The organism is Nocardia sp. NPDC059177 (assembly GCF_042755165.1).
Taxonomy (GTDB): domain Bacteria; phylum Actinomycetota; class Actinomycetes; order Mycobacteriales; family Mycobacteriaceae; genus Nocardia.
Window position 1 is genome coordinate 74,614 of sequence record NZ_JBHZBX010000014.1, and the last position, 20,514, is coordinate 95,127.

General features: G+C 70.0%; 13 protein-coding genes. 9 read left to right on the top strand and 4 right to left on the bottom strand.

Translation table 11 applies throughout. The annotated features are described in order from the left end of the window. Positions 1-131: 131 nt before the first annotated feature. Positions 132-1,778, bottom strand: coding sequence for a (2,3-dihydroxybenzoyl)adenylate synthase (locus ACFXK0_RS18780; protein ID WP_379411705.1), 1,647 nt, complete (start codon positions 1,776-1,778; stop codon positions 132-134). 97 nt (positions 1,779-1,875) lie between these two features. On the opposite strand from ACFXK0_RS18780, the gene ACFXK0_RS18785 reads away from it, so the two are divergent. The 6 genes from ACFXK0_RS18785 to ACFXK0_RS18810 all read left to right on the top strand — a co-directional run bounded on the left by ACFXK0_RS18785 (position 1,876) and on the right by ACFXK0_RS18810 (position 15,365). Beyond that, a complete protein-coding gene (locus ACFXK0_RS18785; RefSeq protein WP_379411707.1) occupies positions 1,876-2,733 on the top strand; it encodes an SDR family oxidoreductase in 858 nt (285 codons plus the stop codon). Between the two features lie 71 nt (positions 2,734-2,804). Beyond that, positions 2,805-3,875: an isochorismate synthase MenF gene (locus ACFXK0_RS18790; protein WP_379411708.1), complete on the top strand. Its 1,071-nt coding sequence runs from the start codon at positions 2,805-2,807 to the stop codon at positions 3,873-3,875. A gap of 29 nt (positions 3,876-3,904) precedes the next feature. Then, the gene (locus tag ACFXK0_RS18795; protein WP_379411710.1) at positions 3,905-4,561 is read left to right on the top strand and encodes an isochorismatase family protein; all 657 of its coding nucleotides are present in this window, start codon (positions 3,905-3,907) and stop codon (positions 4,559-4,561) included. 171 nt (positions 4,562-4,732) lie between these two features. Then, positions 4,733-13,636 (top strand): amino acid adenylation domain-containing protein, encoded by an 8,904-nt coding sequence (locus ACFXK0_RS18800; protein WP_379411712.1) that lies wholly within the window; start codon positions 4,733-4,735, stop codon positions 13,634-13,636. Positions 13,637-13,672: 36 nt separating this feature from the next. Then, on the top strand, positions 13,673-14,674 hold the full coding sequence (locus ACFXK0_RS18805; RefSeq protein WP_379411714.1) for an ABC transporter substrate-binding protein: 1,002 nt from the start codon (positions 13,673-13,675) through the stop codon (positions 14,672-14,674). Positions 14,675-14,834: 160 nt separating this feature from the next. Beyond that, positions 14,835-15,365 (top strand): hypothetical protein, encoded by a 531-nt coding sequence (locus ACFXK0_RS18810; protein WP_379411715.1) that lies wholly within the window; start codon positions 14,835-14,837, stop codon positions 15,363-15,365. A 60-nt stretch (positions 15,366-15,425) separates the two neighbouring features. Here ACFXK0_RS18810 and ACFXK0_RS18815 read toward each other — a convergent pair whose 3' ends face one another. The 3 genes from ACFXK0_RS18815 to ACFXK0_RS18825 are packed head-to-tail and all read right to left on the bottom strand — an operon-like array spanning position 15,426 to position 18,282. Beyond that, positions 15,426-16,844 carry an NAD(P)(+) transhydrogenase (Re/Si-specific) subunit beta gene (locus tag ACFXK0_RS18815; protein WP_379411837.1) on the bottom strand — a complete coding sequence of 473 codons (1,419 nt, stop codon included), beginning with the start codon at positions 16,842-16,844 and terminating at the stop codon, positions 15,426-15,428. 17 nt (positions 16,845-16,861) lie between these two features. Further along, positions 16,862-17,164: an NAD(P) transhydrogenase subunit alpha gene (locus tag ACFXK0_RS18820; RefSeq protein ID WP_056818017.1), complete on the bottom strand. Its 303-nt coding sequence runs from the start codon at positions 17,162-17,164 to the stop codon at positions 16,862-16,864. Continuing rightward, complete coding sequence (locus ACFXK0_RS18825; protein ID WP_379411717.1) at positions 17,164-18,282, bottom strand: Re/Si-specific NAD(P)(+) transhydrogenase subunit alpha; 1,119 nt, start codon at positions 18,280-18,282, stop codon at positions 17,164-17,166. Before ACFXK0_RS18825 ends, ACFXK0_RS18820 begins: the two co-directional genes overlap by 1 nt. Positions 18,283-18,565: 283 nt before the next feature. Here ACFXK0_RS18825 and ACFXK0_RS18830 point away from each other — a divergent pair, with 283 nt between their 5' ends. From ACFXK0_RS18830 to ACFXK0_RS18840, 3 genes are read left to right on the top strand one after another with little or no spacing between them, the layout of a single operon-like run. Further along, positions 18,566-19,033, top strand: coding sequence for an HIT family protein (locus ACFXK0_RS18830; protein WP_379411718.1), 468 nt, complete (start codon positions 18,566-18,568; stop codon positions 19,031-19,033). After that, entirely contained in the window at positions 19,030-19,872 is an 843-nt protein-coding gene (locus tag ACFXK0_RS18835; RefSeq protein ID WP_379411720.1) for a maleylpyruvate isomerase family mycothiol-dependent enzyme, read from the top strand. The genes ACFXK0_RS18830 and ACFXK0_RS18835 overlap by 4 nt, the downstream gene beginning before the upstream one ends. After that, a complete protein-coding gene (locus ACFXK0_RS18840; protein ID WP_379411722.1) occupies positions 19,872-20,513 on the top strand; it encodes a Type 1 glutamine amidotransferase-like domain-containing protein in 642 nt (213 codons plus the stop codon). The genes ACFXK0_RS18835 and ACFXK0_RS18840 overlap by 1 nt, the downstream gene beginning before the upstream one ends. Position 20,514: the final 1 nt, after the last annotated feature.

Genomic DNA, 20,514 nt, shown 5'->3' on the forward strand with positions numbered 1-20,514 from the left:
TCCCGGGGCGCGCGGCGGCTCAGCCGAAATTTGATTCCCCCCCGCCCGGGGTCCACCCCTGCGGGGGTCTCTGCATCGTCCTGGGGCCCCGGGGGGGGGGGGGGGGGGCCCGCCCCCCCCCCCCGGCCGGTTCAGTTCCCGTGCGCGCCGTCGGCGAGCAGCTGCCGCAGTTCCTTGCGGCTGGTCTTGCCGACGCCGGTCTCGGGGAACTGTTCGACCACGACCACCGCGTCCGGCATCTTCCAGGCCGCGACGCCGCGACCACGCACGAACGAACGCACCGCCATCAGGGTGGGCCGCTTCTCCGGATCGGCGGGCTGGACGAACGCACAGATGCGCTGGCCCAGAACGGGATCGGGGGTGCCGACGATGACGGCGTCGCGGACATCGGGGTGCTCGAGCAGATGTGCCTCGAGTTCCTCGGCCGACACCTTCTCCCCGCCGCGATTGACCCAGTCACCGGCCCGGCCGGCGACCACCAGGTTGCCGTCGGGCCGTACCGAGACGATATCGCCGGTGCGGTACCAGCCCTCGGCGGTGAAGCTGCGGGCATCGGCCTCGGGATTGTCGTAGTAGCCGCGAATCGTGTACGGGCCCTGGGTGATCAGATTGCCCTGCGCGCCCGGCGCCACCTCGGCGCCGTTGTCGTCGACGACCGCGATCTGGTCGAACTCCGACATCGGCCTGCCCTGCGTGCCGACGACCACATCGATCGGATCGTCGAGGCGGGTGTAGCAGACCAGGCCCTCGGCCATCCCGAACACCTGCTGCAGGGTGACCCCGAGCGCGGGCCCGATCCGGCGGGCCAGCTCGTCCTGGCAGCGCGCGCCACCCACCTGGAGCACCCGCAGGCTGGACAGATCGGGTGTCTCGCCCGCTTCGGCGCGCTCGGTCCACAGCCGGGCCAGCGGCGGCACCAGACCGGTGATGGTGACGCCGAAGCGCTCGATCAGCGGGAAGGCCGTCGCCGGTGTGGGATCGGGCGTCATCGCCACCGCGCCACCGGCCCACAGCGCGCCGAGGATGCCCGGTGAGCTCATCGGGAAGTTGTGGGCCACCGGCAGGGTGGCGAGATAGACCGTGTCGCTGCCGAGTTCGCAGATCTCGGCGCTGCGGCGCACGCTGTAGAGGTAGTCGTCGTGGGTGCGGGCGATGAGCTTCGGGATGCCGGTGCTGCCGCCGGACAGCTGCAGGAACGCGACGTCACCAGCGTTCGGGCCGGGCAGCTCGCTCGGCTCGTCACGGTAACCGGCGATGTCCTCGGCGCCGTCCGGCGCGGTCTGTCCCTCGTCGAGGACGAGCAGGATGTGCCGCAGGCCGGGCACCTCGGCGCGCACCGATTCCGCCAGCGCGGCATAGTCGAAGCGCTGGTGGGTCGCGCTGGTGATCATCGCGGTCGCCGTGGCGGCCCGGGCGATCGGGACCAGCTCGGCGGCGCGGTGCGCGGGCAGGCAGAACACCGGCAGCGCGCCGAGTTCGAACAGCGCGAAGATCACCTCGACGAACTCGGCCCGGTTGGGCAGCTGCACCAGGACCCGGTCACCACGGGTGATCCCGCGGCGGGCCAGACCGGTGGCGAGCGAACGCGCGCGGTGGTGGAGTTCGGCGTAGGTCCAGCGGTTGCCGGTGTCGAGCACCGCGATCCGATCCGGCGTGGCGGCGGCGCGCGCGGCGAGGACCTCCCCGAATGTCTCACCGCTCCAGAGGTTCTCGCTCCGGTAGCGCAATGCCAGGTCAGCGGGCCACGGGGTGGACCCGGGGAGTACGGGTTCGGACAAGGTCGAGCACCTCTTTCCAGCGGGCATGGCGGTGTCGCCGTCGGAGGTTCTGAGGGAAGCTAACCAACCGACCGCATGTTCAGGTTAGGCTAACCTCATGGTTAATAGTGATTCCTGCGGACGGATCGTCGTCGTCACCGGCGCGGCCGGGGGCATCGGAGCCGCGATCGCCGCGCGATTCGCTGCCGAGGACCGCGTGGTCTCACTCTGGGACCTGGACCCGGCGGTGCACGAGACCGCCGCCGCAATCGCCGCCACACTCGATGATGACACGTCCCGTCTCGGCGCCGGAAGGGCCGGTGCCGCAACGGTTTCCAGGCTGGGCGCCGCCGTGCACGGAGTCACCGTCGACATCACCGACCCCGCTGCCGTGCGCGCCGCCTTCGACCGCCTCACCGCCGAACACGGCACCGTCGAGGTGCTCGTCCACGCCGCCGGCGTCATGACCGGCGGCGCCCCCCTCGACCTCGACGCGGCGGCCTGGACCCGCTGTCTCACCGTGAACGCCACCGGAACCATGCTGGTGACCCAGCGCGCCGCCACCGAGATGGCCGCCGCCGGACGCGGATCGATCGTCGTGGTCTCCTCCAACGCCGCGGCCACCCCCCGCGTCGGCATGGCCGCCTACGGCGCCGCCAAGGCCGCCGCCGTCGCGTTCACCAAATCCCTCGCCCTGCAGGTGGCTCCGCTGGGCGTGCGGGTGAACCTGGTGTCCCCCGGTTCCACCGACACAGCCATGCTGCGCGACATGTTCGGCGGCACCCCGCTCGACGATGCCGCCGAGACCGCGCTGCTCGACGGTGATCCCGCCGCCTACCGGCTCGGCATCCCCTTGCGCCGCATCGCCGATCCCGCCGACATCGCCGCGGCCGTCCACTTCCTGGCGTCCGACGGCGCCCGCCACATCACCATGCACGACCTGCGGGTCGACGGTGGCGCAACGCTAGATATGTGACCGAAAGGGTGATCACCATCAGTACCGACAGTTCAGACCCCGCTTTCGTACTGTCCCGACCGCAGCGGACCGTGTCCGCGTCCGCGGGCGGGACGATCTTCCGTTCGGCGCACGACGCGGTGACCGCACTGCGCAGTGGGCGGATCAGCCACATCGTCGGCGCACTGCCGTTCACCCCCGGCGCGCCGACCGCGCTGTGGGCGCCGGACTCGGTGACCGTCACCGACACCCCGCACCTGCCCCGGCCGGTCGCGCGGCCCCGGTTCGAGATCGATGAGGCGGTGCCCGCCCCGGAGGAACACCAGCGCCGCGTCGCCACGGCCGTCGGACTGCTCGGCAACCCCGCGCATCCGGTTCGTAAAGTCGTACTGGCCAGGGCGCTGCGGGCCGTCTCGCCGACGCCGGTGCGCGCGCTCGACATCCTGGACCTGATGGTCGAATCCGATCCCCTCTCCAACGGCTTCCTGGTCGACCTCTCCGCCGCCGGTGGCCGATATCCCGGCCGTCATCTGGTCGGCTCCAGCCCGGAGATCCTGGTGCGCCGCACCGGCAACGAGGTGCTGAGCCATCCGCTGGCCGGCTCGGCGCGGCGCATCCTCGACGACGCCGTGGCCGACCGTGCCGCCGCCGACGCCCTGCTCACCTCGGCCAAGGACCAGGCCGAACACCGCTACGTCGTCGATCAGGTCGCCGCCGTGCTGAGCGACCGGTGCGCCGAAGTCGACACGCCCGCACCGGAACTCACCATGACACCGGCCATGTGGCACCTCGGCACCCCGATCTCGGCGACCGTCCCGCTGGCCGGGCCGTCGGCCCTGGAACTCGCGGTGGCGCTGCATCCCACCCCCGCGATCTGCGGCACCCCGACCGCCGCGGCGGCGCGGCTGATCGCCGAACTCGAAGGTGAACGCGGGTTCTACGCGGGCGCGGTCGGCTGGTGCGACGCCGACGGCAACGGCGAGTGGATGGTGAGCATCCGCTGCGCCGAACTGTCCGCCGACGGCACCGCGCTGCTCGCGCATGCGGGCGGCGGGATCGTCGCCGCCTCCGATCCGGCGGCCGAACTGGCCGAGACCACCGGCAAATTCCAGCGCATCCTCGGTCCGCTCGGTATCGCGGATCTGCCCGTCACCGTCGGCTGAGCCGGCTTTCCACCGAACGAGAGACCGACATGGCTATCCCCCCGATCGCGCCCTATCCGATGCCCGGCGCCGACGAGTTCACCCCGGCCCAGGTCGACTGGACCGCCGAACCCGGGCGCTGCGCACTGCTGATCCACGACATGCAGCAGTACTTCCTCGACGCCTACGACCTGAATCGCGATCCCGCCCGCACCCTGATCGCCAACATCGCCCGGCTGCGCGACCGCTGCCACGAGCTCGACATCCCGGTGATCTACACGATGCAGCCCGGCAACCAGCATCCGTCCCGGCGCGGCATTCTCGCCGATTTCTGGGGCAGCGGGATGGCCGAGGGTGCCGACACCCAGGTCATCAACGCCCTCGCGCCCGAGCCGCAGGACATCCAGGTCACCAAGTGGCGCTACTCGGCGTTCCAGCGCACCGACCTGCGCGAGCTGCTCGGCTACTACCAGCGCGATCAGCTCCTGGTGACCGGCGTCTACACCCATATGGGCTGCATGCTCAGTGCCGCCGAGGCGTTCATGGGTGATGTGCGCCCGTTCCTGGTCCACGACGCGACCGCGGATTTCAGCCGCGAGGAGCACGTGATGGCGCTGAACTACGTCGCCCGGCGCTGCGGCGCGGTCACCGGGACCGCGGATCTGCTGCGTCAGCTGGACCCGGCTCGGGTCGAAGCCGACGCCTGACCGACCGAGGCCCGCGCCACCGCCGACTCCGGCCGGTGACGCGGGCCACAATCTGCTATTCCAAGAGAACTTAGGCTAACCTACCCCCGCCCCGTTCTGCCGGTCTCGCCACGAGGCCGGCGGCACGCGGGAGGGGGTGCGAACGTTGATGAAGGAGTTGCTGTGGGACCGGTGGAACGGGACGACGTAAGCGCCGAGCATCCCGGATTACCGCTCACCGGAGCACAACTGGGCATCTGGAACGCCCAGCGCCTCGACCCCGAATCGCTCAGCTACATGGTCGGCGAAGTACTCGAGATCGCCGGACCCGATCCCATCGATGTCGCACTGCTGGACACCGCGATCCGCCGCACCATCGTCGAAACCGACACCATGCGCTTGCGATTCGCCGAGACTCCCGACGGCCCGCGTCAGCGGATCACCGAGCTCGAACCCGAGCTGCGCCCGCTGGTCGACCTGCGCGGCGAGACCGACCCGGTCGCCGCCGCGCACCGCCTGGTCGCCGCCGAACGCGAACGCTCGGCCACCTACTGCCGGGCCATGGTCGACCGCCAGCTCTACACCTACACCCTGCTGCGCCTCACCGACACCGAAGTGTGGTGCATCCAGCTCTACCACCACCTGATCATCGACGGCTACAGCGCGGCCATGGTCTCGCGCCGCGTCGCCGCCCACTACACCGCACTGCGTCGCGGCGGTGACGTGCCCCGCCTGCGGTGGGGCTCGATCGAGACACTCGTGGCCGAGGACCTGGAATACCGTGCGAGCCAGGCACATCAGCACGACCGCGACTACTGGCGCGACCGGCTCACCCCGCTGCCGCCGCTGGACGGTCGCGGCACCGCACCCGAGGGCGTGGTCGAGCAGACGTACATGGCCCGCGCCGTCCTCGACGCCGAACTGGTGGATCGGATCAAGACCGCGGCCACCGCGGCGGGCATCACCTGGGCCGATGTGCTCGTCGCCGGGTATGTGGGATTTGTGCACCGGCTGCTCGGCGAGACCGATGTGGTCATCGCGCTGCCGGTGATGGCGAGGGTCGGCAAGACCGCGCTCACCACCCCATCCATGGCGGTCAACGTGCTGCCGTTGCGGGTGTCGGTCTCCAGCCAGGACCGCCTCGGCGACCTCGGCAAGCGCGTCGCCGACGCGCTGCGGGAGATGCGCGCCCACCAGCGATTCCGCGGCGAGGACCTGGCCCGCGAATTCGGCGGCGCACAGACCGGCGCGCTGCTGCACGGCATCGGCATCAACCTCAAGGCCTTCGACTTCGCCCTCGATTTCGACGGCGCCAGCGGCACGCTGCGCAATGTCGCGGGTGGCCCGCCGGAGGATCTCGGCCTGACCGTGACCCCGCTGTCGGAGGACCGCATCCAGCTCGGCTTCGAGGTCGACGCCCGCTCGCTCGACGCCGCCACCGCGCGCAGGCGGATGGACGCGCTGGTCACCTTGATCACCGAATTGGTCGACGCGGCGGACCAGCCGATCGGCGCGATCACGGTGTACCGCGACGAGATCGGCGCGAGTATCGCCGCCGAGCGCGCCGGTGCAGCGCTGCCCGGTCAGCCGGTGGACGCGGTCGAGGTCTTCGACAGCATGGTCGCGGCCCGACCCGACGACATCGCGCTCGTCGACGGCGCCCACCGGCTCACCGCCGCCGACCTGGCCGCCCGCGCCCACCGGCTGGCCCGATACCTGCGCGGCCGCGGCGTCGGCCCCGAGGACATCGTCGGCATCGCCCTCCCGCGCACCGTCGACCTGGTCGTCGCCCTGCTCGCAGTGCGCCACGCCGGCGCCGCCTACCTCATCCTCGACATCGGCCACCCCGCCCAGCGCCTCGCCGACATCATCGACGACGCCGCCCCGGTGCTGATCCTCACCGACGACACGGTCGCGACAACGGTCTTCGCCGATCGTCCCGACTCGCCGCACTCGAACGCCGGCGACGCGACGGACTCGACATCGCCCGATACCGCCACCACGCTGCACTCGAACGCCGGCGACACAGCGTCGCCCGGTCGCCCCGAATCACCGCACTCGAACGCTGACAACGCGCCGGTCGATCGCTCGCACCCGGCGAACCCGACCACTGCGGCCGCCCATCGCAGCGCAACCCTGGTTCGCCTCTCCGACAGCGTGATTCGCGAAGCGGTGGCGGGACTTGCCGACGGCCCGCTCACCACCGCCGAACTCGCCGCGCCGCGTCTGCCCGCGCATCTGGCCTATGTCGTCTACACCTCGGGATCCACCGGCAAGCCCAAGGGTGTGCAGATTTCCTGTGGTGCGATGGCCCAGCTGCTGCACCACCATCGGTCGACGGTTTACGCCGACACCGCCGAACGCGCGGGCGGCGGGCAGTTGCACGTCGCGCACACCTATTCCTTCGCCTTCGACGCGGCGCTGGACCAACTGCTGTGGCTGTGGTGTGGGCACCGGGTCCACCTGTACGACACCGAGATCCAGAAGGACGCGGCCGCGCAGATCGCCGCGTTCGCCGCCGATCGCATCGATGTCGTCGACACCACCCCGTCGATGGCGACCGCGCTGATCGACAACGGGCTGCTCGGCGCGGCGCACCGTCCCGGGCTGTTGCTGCTCGGCGGTGAGGCGACCCCGCCCGCGCTGTGGTCGGCCATCGTCGCCTCGGGGGTGGCCGCGCGCAATATGTACGGTCCGACGGAGGCCACCGTCGACGCTCTCAGTGCCCCGGTGACCGGCGCGTTGCCGCATGTCGGCGGTCCGCTCGACGGCACCCGCGCCTACCTGCTCGACGGCGCCCTGCAACTCGTCCCCGACGGCGAGATCGGCGAATTGTATTTGGCCGGGCCACAATTGGCGCGCGGCTATCTTGGCCGCGTCGCGGTGACGGCGGAGCGGTTCGTCGCCGACCCGTTCGCCGAGGGTGAGCGCATGTATCGCACCGGCGACCGGGCCCGCTGGCTGCCCGGCCACGGCTACGACTACCTGGGGCGCGCCGACCAGCAGATCAAGGTGCGCGGCTATCGCGTGGAACTGGGCGAGGTCGAAGCCTCGCTCGGCGTGCTGCCCGGTGTGGCCGCCGCGGCCGCCACCATCCGCAAGTCCGGCGACAGCACGCGATTGGTGGGCTATCTGGTCCCCGAGGCGGGCCAGGTACTCGACGCCGATCAGCTGCGCCACCGGCTCACCACCCTGGTACCCGACCACCTGGTGCCCTCGGCGCTGGTGGTGCTCGACGCCCTGCCGACCACCGTGAACGGCAAACTCGACCGCGCGGCACTACCCGCGCCCCAGCTGGTCTCGACCGGACGGCCGCCGCGCACCGAGCAGGAACGGGCACTGTGCGGCGTGGTCGCCGACGTGCTCGGCATCGCGCAGGTCAGCGCCACCGACGACTTCTTCGGACTCGGCGGCGACAGCATCACCGCGATCGGCGTGAGCAGCCGCCTGCGCGCACTCGGCTGGGAAGTCCAGCCGAAAACGCTACTGGCCCAACGGGATCTCGCCGCCATCGCCGCAGCTGCCCTGGTCACCGACCAGCAGGCCGAGGCCCCCGTCGCGGACGAGGCGACCGGCGAGGTCCCACTCACCCCCATGGTGGCCGCCCTCCTCGCGGCGAACCCGAGCCGCACCGCCGTGGCCGGCTACGCCCAGTGGACCGCCCTGACCCTGCACGAGGACCTCACCCTCGACAACCTGACCACCGGCCTGCAAACCCTGCTCGACCGCCACGACGCCCTGCGCCTGATCCTCGACGGCTCGGACCGGCTGGAAATCGCCGGTGTCGGTACGGTGCGCGCCGCCGATCTGGTTCGCGAGCTGGTCTACGAGCCGGATTCGAGCCGTGACCTCGATTCCGGCGCGGGCACCGTCGCGCCTGATCGTCCCGGCGCACAGTCCGCCGAAGCTCATACCAGCAGTGCCACAACGGATTCGACCGGCGCTCCAGACGCCGGGCAGGCCGACGCAACCGGTGTCGTATCAGCATCGCTTCGAGAGGGTCTGTCACCGGTTTCGCGACGCGGCGGATCGATCGAGTCGGTCGCGGCCGAGCTGGCGGCGGAATTGGACCCGGCGGCCGGTGTCGAAATTCGCGCCGCGCTGGTGCGCACGGCGCCGGGCACTGCCGATCGGCTGGTACTGGTCGCCAATCACCTGGTGGTGGACGGGGTTTCGTGGCGCATCCTGGTACCCGAGCTGTACGAGGCGTGCACCGCCGCGCGCGACGACCGTCCGGCGCGGATGTCGGCGAAGGGCAGTTCGTGGCGGCGCTACGCCACCCTGCTCTCCGAGGCAGGCACCGCGGGCGAACACCGTCGCGACCTGGCGCACTGGGAGCGCGCGCTCGGTGACGACACCGTCGCCACATTGGGCGAACGAGCACTCGACCACGCGGTGGATCTTGTCGAGAGTGCCGTACAGACCAGGACTTTCGCCGCTCCGGAGATTTCCGAAGCGCTGCTGACCACCCTCCCGGCGGCCTATCGGGCCAAGACCGACGACGTGCTGCTCGCCGCCCTCGTGCTCGCGCTCAATGCCTGGCGGCACGAACGCGGCGAAGCGCTCGAGTCCGGCAGGCCCGTCACCGTCGAGGGACACGGCCGCGAAGCACTGCGCGCCGACACCGATTTCGCCGGCACCATCGGCTGGTTCACCAGTGAGTTCCCGGTGTGGGCGCCCGCGACCGGCGTCGACAACCCGGACGGGATCGCCGAGGCACTGGCGGGCGGCGCGGCAGCCGGCCGGCTGTTGCGCGCGGTCAAGGAAGCCAAGCGGGCTGTTCCCGGTAATGGCGTGGGATACGGCGTGCTGCGCAGGCTCGATCCGGAGACCGCGCCGCGATTCACCGGACGACGCGCACCCGAGGTGCTGCTCAACTACCTCGGCCGCTTCGGCGGTGGCGGCGCGGCGGGCTGGAGCCTGCCCGAACACGACGCGTTCGCCGTGACCGAACCCGCAGGCAAGGCACTCACCGAGGTTCTCGCGCTCAATGTCTTCGTGCACGAACCCGGCGAGGCCGGCGCCGCCCGCTTGGCCGTGGAATGGACAGCGGCCGGGCTGATCCTGGACGCGGACCAGGTCGCGGCGATCCAGCGGCACTTCGCACTCGCCCTGGAGGCGTTCGCCGCGCACGCGATGCTGTTCCCCGGCGGGCTCACCCCGTCGGACGCCCCCGGACTCACCGTCGACCAGCAGACCATCGACGCGCTGGAGACCACGCACGGCCCGCTGGCCGAGCTGCTGCCGCTCTCGCCCTTGCAGGAAGGGCTGCTGTTCCACGCGATTCGCGACGGCGCCGAGGACGTGTACGCCCTGAGCGCCCGCGTCGACCTGCACGGGCCGCTGGACGGTGCGCGGTTGTCGGCGGCCTTCGACTCCGTGGTCGGCCGTCATCCCACGATGGCCGCCGCCTTCCACTACGAAGGTCTGGATCAGCCGGTGCAGGCCGTCCCCCGCGCGGTCGGTATGCCGTGGCGCGAGGTCGACCTGTCCCGGCTGCCACTGCACACCGCGCAGGCCGCGGCCGACCGGCTGGAAACCGAAGCGACCCGGCACCGGTTCGCGGTGGACCGCTCACCGATGTTGCGCGCCACCCTGATCCGTATGCCCGGTGCCGCGCACCGGCTGGTGCTCAACACCCATCACCTGGTGATCGACGGCTGGTCGACCCCGATCGTGCTGCGTGAGGTACTGGCCGCCTATCACGGCGACGACCTGCCCTCCCCCGCCTCCTACAGCGACTACCTGGCCTGGATCGGCACCCGTGACCGCGCGACCGTGCGCGCCGCCTGGTCGCAGCGACTGGCCGGCCTCGCCGAGCCGACGCTGGTAGGCGCCGACACCGGCCTCGAACGCGAATTCCAGCAGTGGCAGGTTCCGCTGTCCGCCGCGCTGTCGACCGCGCTGACCGAGCTCGGCCGCCGTCGCGGCCTGACATTGAACACCCTGGTCCAGGGCACCTGGGCGCTGGTGCTCGCCGCACTCACCGAACGCAGCGATGTCGTCTTCGGCGCGACCGTCTCCGGCAGGCCGGCCGAACTGCCCGGCGTGGCGGGCATGGTCGGCCTGTTCGCCAACACCGTGCCCGTGCGCTGCGCCTTCGACCCCGATCGCGCACTGCTCGAGCAGCTGGCCGAACTGCAGGAAAACCAGTTCGCCATGCAGGAATTCGACTACGCCGGACTGGCGGAGATCGAACGGATCGCCGGCATCGGCACCCTCTTCGACACCCTGGTCGCCTTCGAGAACTTTCCGAACGCCGGTGCCGGACAACCGGAATCGCACGACCTGCGCCGCGGCGATTTCCACAACCACGGCAACACCCACTACCCGCTGACCCTGATCGCCCCACCGGGCGACCACCTCACCCTGGTCATCTGGTACGACCGCGCCGCCGTCCCCGACACCACCCTCCCCCAGATCGCCGACCGCATCAACACGATCCTGAACGCACTCACCACCCCCGAACCCCCTGCGCCCGCGCAGTTCCTGGCGCCGCTCACCCCGCCCGCGACCACCGTCACCGCACCGACTGATGCGAACACGACTGCCGTCATCGCACCAGCTACCGCGACCGCACCGGATGCCGCGACCGCCAGAGCTCGGCCCAGCACCGATCAGCCGGACCCGCAGGGCGACACCCTCGCCGTCTGGGGCACCCCCGTCGACCCGTCGTCCCCCGCCATCACGGCCGAGGGCGTCACCATCGACTTCGGGGAGTTCGAGTCCCGGGCGAATCGACTGGCCCGCTGGCTCGTCTCGCACGGTGTCGGCCCCGAAACCGTGGTGGCCGTGGCCATGCCGCGCTCCATCGACTCGGTCGTCACCGCGCACGCCGTCTGCCGTGCCGGTGGCGTGTACCTGCCGATCGATCCGGAACAGCCCGCACAGCGCATCGAGAAGATCCTCGACACCGCCGCGCCCACACTGGTTCTGCACTCGCTCGGCGAGGCCGACACCAGCGGGTTCGCCGATACATCGCTCACCGATGCCGACCGGATCGCGCCGCTGCGCCCCGCCAATACCGCCTGCCTGCTGTTCACTTCGGGCTCGACCGGGGTACCCAAGGGCGTGAGCCTGTCGCACGCCGCGATCATCTCCACCTTCGAATGGCTACACCGCGAGCGCCGTTTCGGTCCGGGCGACACCATGCTGTATCGCACCCCGCCGATCTTCGACGCCTCGCTCATGGAGATGTTCCTGCCGCTGCACGTCGGCGCCCGGATCGTGCTGACCAAGCCCGGCGGACATCGTGATCCGTACTACCAGGCACAGCTCATGAGTACCGAGCGGGTGACCGCCATGTGGATGACGACATCCATGCTCACCGTGCTCGCCGAAGAGGCCGACCTGTCCGGCTGCACCGACCTGCGCTGTGTCCTCACCGGCGGCGAGGTGCTGCCGCCCGCGACGGCGCAGCGCATGCGCGCGCTCACCGGTACGGCTGTGTACAACTTCTACGGCCCCACCGAAGCCGCGATCGGCTTCACCTTCCACGAGACCGTCGACGCCGACACCGCGTCGGTCCCGGTCGGCGCACCCGCCGATGCCGTCCACATTCTCGACGACCAGCTGCGGCCGGTCCCCGAGGGCACCATCGGCGAGCTCTACATGACCGGTGTCCGCCTGGCTCGCGGCTACCTGGCCCGTCCGGATCTGAGTGCCGCCGCCTTCGTCGCCGACCCGTTCGGGACGGGCGAAAGGATGTACCGCACCGGCGATCTGGTGAAACTGAACCCCCAGGGCGAGCTCGAGTACGTCGGCCGCACCGACAGCCAGGTCAAGCTGCGCGGCCAGCGCATCGAACTCGGCGATATCGAAACGGCCCTGCTCGCCTGCGCCGGCGTGGCCCAGGCGGTGGTGCTGTTGCGCGAGGACACACCGGGCGATCAGCGCCTGGTCGCCTACCTCATCGCCAGGTCCGGTGCCGTGCTCGATACCGGCGCGGTGCGCGAGCAGCTGCGAACGGCCTTGCCCGCGTATATGATTCCCGCCGCGTTCCTGGTGCTGGAGCACATTCCGCGCACCGCGACGGAGAAGATCGCCCGCCAGGAACTGCCCGCCCCGGAATCCGTCCGGCCCGCGGCGGCCCCCGTCCGGACACCCGCCGCCCCGGCCGATCCCGGCCTGCTCGACACGATCCGCCAGGCCATGGCCGCCGTGCTCTCGATCGACGAGATCGGCGCCGACGACGACTTCTTCGACCAGGGCGGACACTCACTGCTCGCGGTCCGGCTGGTCGGCCGGTTGACCCGCGCCGAGCTGCCCGCCGTGCTCGACGACGTCTTCTCCGCACCGACCCCGCGCGCACTCGCCGCGCGGATCGGCGCGGTCGACCCCAGCGCGCAACCACCGGTCGACGGCCTCGCCAGCTTGGGCAGCCGCCTGAACCCGGTGCTGGAACTGCGCGCCGAAGGATCGGTGCCACCGCTGTTCTGCATCCACCAGATCGGCGGCACCGCATGGAAATACGCGCCGCTGGCCCGGCTGCTGCGCGCCGACCGCCCGGTCATCGGCCTGCAGATGCCCCAGCTCACCGAGCCGGCCAAGCAGACGCCAACGCTCGACGATCTGGCCCGCTTCTACCTCGATGCCGTCCGCCGCATCCAGCCGCAGGGCCCCTACCATCTGCTCGGCTATTCACTCGGCGGCAATATCGCCCACGCGATGGCCGCCATCCTGGAGACCGAGGGTGAGCAGGTGGCCTATGTGGGTCTGCTCGACTCGCACCCGCTGTCGAACCTGACCGAGCGGGCCGCCGCGACCCTGGCCGACCCTTCCGGCATGGAGGCGCTCGTGCCCGAAATCGGCGAGTACCCGGCCGAATTGGCGGCGGTGGTGGTCCATGCCGCGACCGAGCTGCTGCGCATGGTCACCAAGTCCGAGTCCCCCCGCTACAGCGGCCCGATGGCGCTGTACTGCGCCGACAACGGCCTCGAACCCGAGCGCGTGCACGCCCAGCTCACCGGCTGGCAGGCCGCGGGCGCGCAGCTGGTGATCCGGCGACTGCCCTACACCCACAACGAGATCGCGATGCCGACCGGCTGGATCGAGGTCGCCGCGCTCATCGATGCGGATCCCGCGATCCGCGCCTGAACTTTCCACCTGGATAGAAAGAAGGAAACAACTCCCATGTCAGCGCACCGAATGACGGCACGCATGCGTGCCGCCGTCGCACTCCTGATCGTCGCGGTGACCGCGACGGCAGTGGGCTGCAGCAGCTCCACTTCCGACGAGCCCACCGATTCCGGCACCCGCCAGGTGGAAACCGCCAAGGGTCAGGTCACCGTGCCCTCGGACCCGCAGCGCATCGTGGTCCTCAACGGCGCTCTCGCCGGGTACCTGTTCGACCTGGACGCCAAGGTGAAGGCCGCGGATCCGCGCATTCTGGGCGTCACCCTCGAGCCCGGTGAGTTCCCCGCCGCCTGGGCCGCGGACGCCGAGGAGCAGGGCACCGTCGCGGTGCCCTCCGGCGACGACCTGAACCTGGAGTTCATCGCCTCCCAGCAGCCCGACCTGATCATCGGCGGCGGACCCGGCTGGCCCGGCCAGCAGACCATCAAGAACTACGACAAGCTCGCCGCGGTCGCCCCCACCGCACTGGTGGCGTCGAACCTCGCCAACTGGCAGGACCAGCTGAAGGCGGTGGCCGACTTCGTCAACCGCGCCGACAAGGTCGAGCCCATGATCACCGCCTACAACGACCGGGTCGCCGAGGTGAAGGCCAGTGTGAAGCTGCCCGAGGGCGCGGTGGCCGTGATGCAGTCCCAGTCGGACAACAAGCCCATCCTGCTGGCCCCCAACACCCCGCTGGCCTCGCTGCTGGCCGGTGTCGGCTTCACCATCGACGACAAGATCGAAGCCAAGGCGGGCAACCCCACCAAGGCCGAGGCAGGCGACTGGGTGACCTTCAGCCCCGAGCTGCTCAGCACCGTCGTCGACGCCCCGATCCTGTTCGTGATCAAGCTCGACGGTGGCCGTGACATCGCCCAGCTGAAGCAGGATCCGGCCCTGGCCATGCTCCCCGCCTTCCAGAAGGGCCAGCTCTACGAGCTGCCCGCGGCGTCCAAGCGCCCGGACTACCGCCAGGCCATGGCGACCCTCGACCTGCTCGCCGAGCGTTTCAAGAAGTAACCGCCGCCTGCGGCCTGCCGAGGATCCGGGCCACGCGGACAGATCACCCCGTCGACCGGACTTCCGGTCAACGGGGTGATCGTGTTTCGCCTGCGGTAGCGTGGTCGCGAACAAGCGCTGAGCCACACGCGTTTTCGCCAGCACAGAAACGGATCGGGTGATGGGATCTGTCGACAGCAACTGTCTGCTCACCGGTATCAGCTTGCGCGGTATCGACGTCACGGCGGTCGTGCTGCGCCGACAGGACGACACCTATCGTCCGATCACCTTCGGTATCAAGGGATCCCACGACGGCAACGGTGGCATCGACGAGGTTGTCCACGATCGCACCACCGAGCTGATCGCCCGGTATTTCGCCGCGCGCAGTCGCGATGGTTCGTACGCGGTCGGCACGGTCACCGGTCCGGCCGGCTCCTCCCCACCCACTGACCCGTCCCAGCGCTACCCCGATTCCTACGGCCAGCACGACTGGCACGACGCGAAGGAATTCCTCGAGCGCGCGAGGCACGACTACCGCGAAGCTCCCGAGATCCAGACCGGCCTCGCCGCCTACGAACACCTGGTCCACGACCAGCTCGACGAGGCCGACGACGAACAGCTCCCGACCACGGACCACGACCTCGCCGAGTTGCTGACCGAGATCCCGGTCCGAACCTGGACCGCCGACCCGAACATCCCGGTGACCGACTGAGCAGAAGATGCCCCGCCGTTCACTGAACGGCGGGGCATCTTCTGCCGGTATTCGGCTGTCTTACAGCGCCTTGAGTTCCTCGGTGACCGCACCGACGGACTTCTTGGCATCGCCGAACAGCATGGAGGTGTGGTCGGCGTAGAACAGCGGGTTGTCGATGCCGGCGAAGCCGGAGTTCATCGAGCGCTTGAGCACGATGACACTCTTGGCCTGGTCGACATTGAGCACCGGCATACCGTAGATCGGGCTCGACTTGTCTTCGCGCGCCGCGGGATTGGTGACGTCGTTGGCGCCGATCACCAGCACCACGTCGGTGCGGTTGAACTCGCCGTTGATGTCGTCCATTTCCTTCATGGCGTCATAGGAGACCTCGGCCTCGGCCAGCAGCACGTTCATGTGACCGGGCATGCGGCCGGCGACCGGGTGGATCGCGTACTTGACCTCGACACCCTTGCCCTCGAGCAGCGAGGCCATCTCCTTGACCGCGTGCTGGGCCTGGGCGACGGCCATACCGTAGCCGGGAACCACGATGACCTGGTTGGCGTAGGCCATCTGGATCGCGGCATCGGCGGCCGAGGTGGCCTTGGCCGACTTGGCCTCGCCACCGCCGCTCGCGGCCGCACCGCCGCCGCCACCGAAACCACCGGCGACGATGGCCGGGATGGAGCGGTTCATGGCCTTGGCCATCAGGTTGGTGAGGATGGTGCCGGACGCGCCGACGATCATGCCCGCGACGATCATCGCGGTGTTGTTCAGCGCCAGGCCCGCGGCCGCGGCCGACAGCCCGGTCAGCGCGTTGAGCAGCGAGATGACGACCGGCATGTCCGCGCCGCCGATCGGCAGCACGACCATCAGGCCGAGAATGCCGGCCAGGACCAGCAGGCCGATCATCCACAGCTGCGAGACGCCACCGTTGTCGGCGCCGAGGCCGATCACCACGGCGCACACGATCGCGCCGACGAGCAGCAGCAGGTTCAGCGGCTGCTGCAGCTTGCCGATACCGATCGGCTTACCGGACAGGATCTCCTGCAACTTGGCGAAGGCGATGATCGAGCCCCAGAACGACACCGAACCGATCACCGCGGCGAACAGCGAGCCGATGATGATGTGGATGTTCGGCTCGTCGTGCAGCTGGGAGAAGCCGGTGCTGTCGATGAACTCGGCCCACGCGATGAGCGCGACCGTGCCACCACCGACACCGTTGAACGCGGCGACCAGCTGCGGCATCTCGGTCATCTTGGTGCGCACGGCGGGCGGAACACCCAGTGCCACACCGACGACCAGACCGGCGCCGATCAGGATCCAGTTGATCATGTCCGCGTGCCGCACCGAGATCAGCGTGGCGATCACGGCGATACCCATGCCGACCGCGGCGATCTGGTTGCCGCGCACAGCGGTCTTCGGGCCGGTCAGGCCCATCAGGCCGTAGATGAACATGGAGAAGGCCACGATGTAGAGGCCGTTGACCAGGTAGGTCATATTGTCGACTGCGTGCATCACTCGGCCGCCTTCTTCTTACCCTTGAACATGCCGAGCATGCGGTCGGTGACCACGAAGCCACCGATGACGTTCAGGGTTCCGAACACCACGGCGACGAACAGGATCACCTGCACCAGCAGCGACGGGTCCTTGACATTGCCCAGCGTCACCAGCGCGCCGAGCACGACGATGCCGTGGATGGCGTTGGTGCCCGACATCAGCGGAGTGTGCAGGGTGTTGGGGACCTTGGAGATGACGGCGAATCCGACGAAGCCGGACAGCACGAGAATCGCGATGTTCGCGAGAAGTTCGGTGTACATCAGGCTTCCACCTCACGAGTGACACAGGAGTCCGCGAGCACCTGATCGTCGAAATCGGGCGCGAGCTTGCCGTCGACCAGCATCAGTTCCAGCAGCGCCGCGATGTTCTTGGAGTACAGCTCGCTGGCGTGCTCGGGCATGGTGGCGGGCAGGTTCAGCGGCGAGGCGATGGTCACCTCGTGCTTGACCACGATCTCGCCGGGCTCGGTGAGTTCGCAGTTGCCGCCGGTCTCCCCGGCCAGATCGACGATCACGCTGCCGGGCTTCATGCCCTCGACGGCGGCGGCGGTGACCAGGCGCGGCGCGGGACGACCCGGCACCAGCGCGGTGGTGATCACCACGTCGAAACCCTTGATGGCGTCTTCGAGTGCCTGCTGCTGCTGGGCCTTCTCGTCGTCGGTGAGCTCGCGGGCGTACCCACCCTCACCGGCGGCGTCGATCCCCAGATCGAGCCACTGGGCACCGACCGAGCGCACCTGGTCGGCGACCTCGGGACGCACGTCGTAACCGGTGGTGCGACCGCCGAGACGCTTGGCCGTGGCCAGTGCCTGCAGACCGGCGACACCGACACCGAGCACCAGCACGGTGGCCGGCTTCACGGTGCCCGCGGCGGTGGTCAGCATCGGGAAGAAGCGGGTGGACTCGGAAGCGGCGAGCAGCACGGCCTTGTAGCCGGCCACGTTGGCCTGCGAGGACAGCGCGTCCATCACCTGGGCGCGCGAGATGCGCGGGATCGCCTCCACGGCGAAGGCCTGCACGCCCGCGGCCTGCAGCGCGCCGATCTGGTTGTCGGCGTTGCGCGGTGCGAGGAACCCGATCAGCGTCTGCCCGGAGGACAGCTTGCCCACCTCGGCATCGCTGGGCGGGGCGACCTTGACCACGACCTCGGCCGACCAGGGGTCACCGATGGTCGCGCCCGCCTCTACATAGGCCGCGTCGGGGATGAGCGCGCCGAGGCCGGCACCGGCTTCCACGACCACCTCGACACCCTGCTTGGACAGGGTCGGGATGATCTTGGGAACCAATGCGACTCGTCGCTCGCCCGCGCCGGACTCGCGAACGACTCCGACACGCGCTCCGCGCGGCGAGTCCTCGCCCACGTTGTGCGTTGTCTCCACTAGTCAGACTTCCTTTTCGTGCTGGCTTCGAGCCTGGGAACAACGGAACAGCCGAATGTTACCTACGAGTAGGGTCAGCTGAAATCCTCGCAACTGTACTCGGCTCGCGGTGAGCCTAGCGGAGATGTCCGTCACAGCGAATAACTGGACAAAAGACCAGAATTAGACACAGTAGGTCCGGCCAGCTCCCCGCCCACGACCCGGTCACCGGACGTGACGCGCGTCATGCTCGCGCACCGTCTGGGCTGTTGCGCGACCCACGTCACACCGTAGGGTCGAGGACGTGAACGACTGCGTCTTCTGCCGGATCGTCGCGGGGACCGCACCGGCGACCAAGGTCTACGAGGACGACGCGGTCTGCGCGTTCCTCGACATCCGCCCCATCACCCGCGGCCACACCCTGATCGTGCCCAAGCGCCACGCCACCGAGCTCGACGATCTCGACCCCGACACCGGCGCCGATCTCTTCCGCACCGGCCATCGCCTCGCCCGCGCCCTGCGCCGCGGCGGACTGGCCAGCGACGGCGCCAACCTCGTCCTCAACGACGGCACCGCCGCCTTCCAGACCGTCGGCCACGTCCACCTGCACGTGGTGCCGCGCCGCCACGGCGACAAACTCCGTTTCGCCAAGGGCTTCCTGCTGCGCCGACCGCACGAACCGCAGTCGACCGCCGCCGCCATCCGGGCCGGGCTCACCGCCCTCGACTCGGCGAACCCCCCAGCCCGTGACGTCGAAGGAGTACAGGAATGACCGAGCGCACGCCCGATCGCGAACACCTCACCGATCTGCTCGCCCAGCAGTGGGAGGCCATCGCCGCCCTGGTCGCCGACCTCGACGAGAAGGCCTGGCGCCGACCGTCGCCGCTGCCCGGCTGGACGATCTTCGACGTGGTCGCGCACATGGTCGGCACCGAGTCGTGGCTGCTCGGGCAGACCCCGCCGCCGCACGATCCGCTGCGCCCCAAGACCGATGTGCGCACGCTGCCGCATGTGCGCAACGAGGTGGCCGTGCTCAACGAGATCTGGGTCGACCGGCTGCGCCCGCTCTCGGGCAAGCGTCTGCTCGCGCTCTTCGACGAGGTGACCGAGCAGCGGCGCGCCGCGCTGGTCGCCCTCGACGACGCCGCGTGGGCCGAACCGACGGTGTCGCCGGTCGGGCAGGTCGCCTACGGCCGGTTCATGCGGGTGCGGCTGTTCGACTGCTGGATGCACGAACTCGACCTCGCCGACGGCATCGGGCGCATCGTGCCCGAGGGCGGTGACCGGGCCGAGGAGGCGTTCGCCGAGCTCACCCTCGGCCTGGGCCGGGCACTGGTGAAGGGTGCCAAGGCGCCGGAGGGCGCACGGATCACCCTGGACCTCACCGGCCCGGTGACCAGGCAGGTACACCTCGCCGTGGTCGGCGGGCGCGGCGCGGTACTCGACGCGGCGGAGGGCGAACCCACCGCGGTGATCCGGCTGGATTCCGGCTTGTTCGCTCGGTTACGCGGCGGGCGGACGACCGTGGACAAACACGACGGTCAGGTGGTCGTCGAGGGCGATACCGCGCTCGGCGAACGGCTGGTGCGCAATCTCGCGTTCACGATCTGATGCGATTGTTCCTGGCCTCCTACCGATTCGGCGGTTTCGCCGACCGCCTGGCCGGGCTGGTCGGGACACCGGGCCGGGTCGCGGTGATCCCGAACGCCTGCGACGCCTGGCCCGCCGCGTGGTCGTCGGCGGTCACCAGTGACCTGAAACCCCTACAGGCGCTGGGCTATTCGCCGGAAGTGCTGGACCTGCGCGACTACGCGGGTCAGCCCGCGCGGCTGGAACGCGTACTGCGCGGCTACCCGCTCGTCTGGGTGCGCGGCGGCAACACCTTCGTGCTGCGGGCCCAATTCGCCCGCAGCGGAGCCGATTCCGTGCTGCCCGCGCTGCTCGGCGAGGACGCGCTGGTCTACGCGGGCTACAGCGCGGGCGCCTGCCTGCTCGGACCCGACCTGCACGGGCTGGAGACCATGGACGACCCCGGCGAGGTACTGCCCGCCACCGGAAACGCCCCGCAGTGGGACGGACTCGGCCTGGTGGACCGTCCCCTGGTGGTGCACCTGGACTCCCCCACCGACCCCGACGGCGAATCGGCGAAACTGCTGGCGCGCTACCGGGCCGACGGGACCGAACACTGGGCGCTCACCGACACCGATGTCGTCCTGGTCGACGGCGATCACACCGAGGTACTGCGCGGCTGAG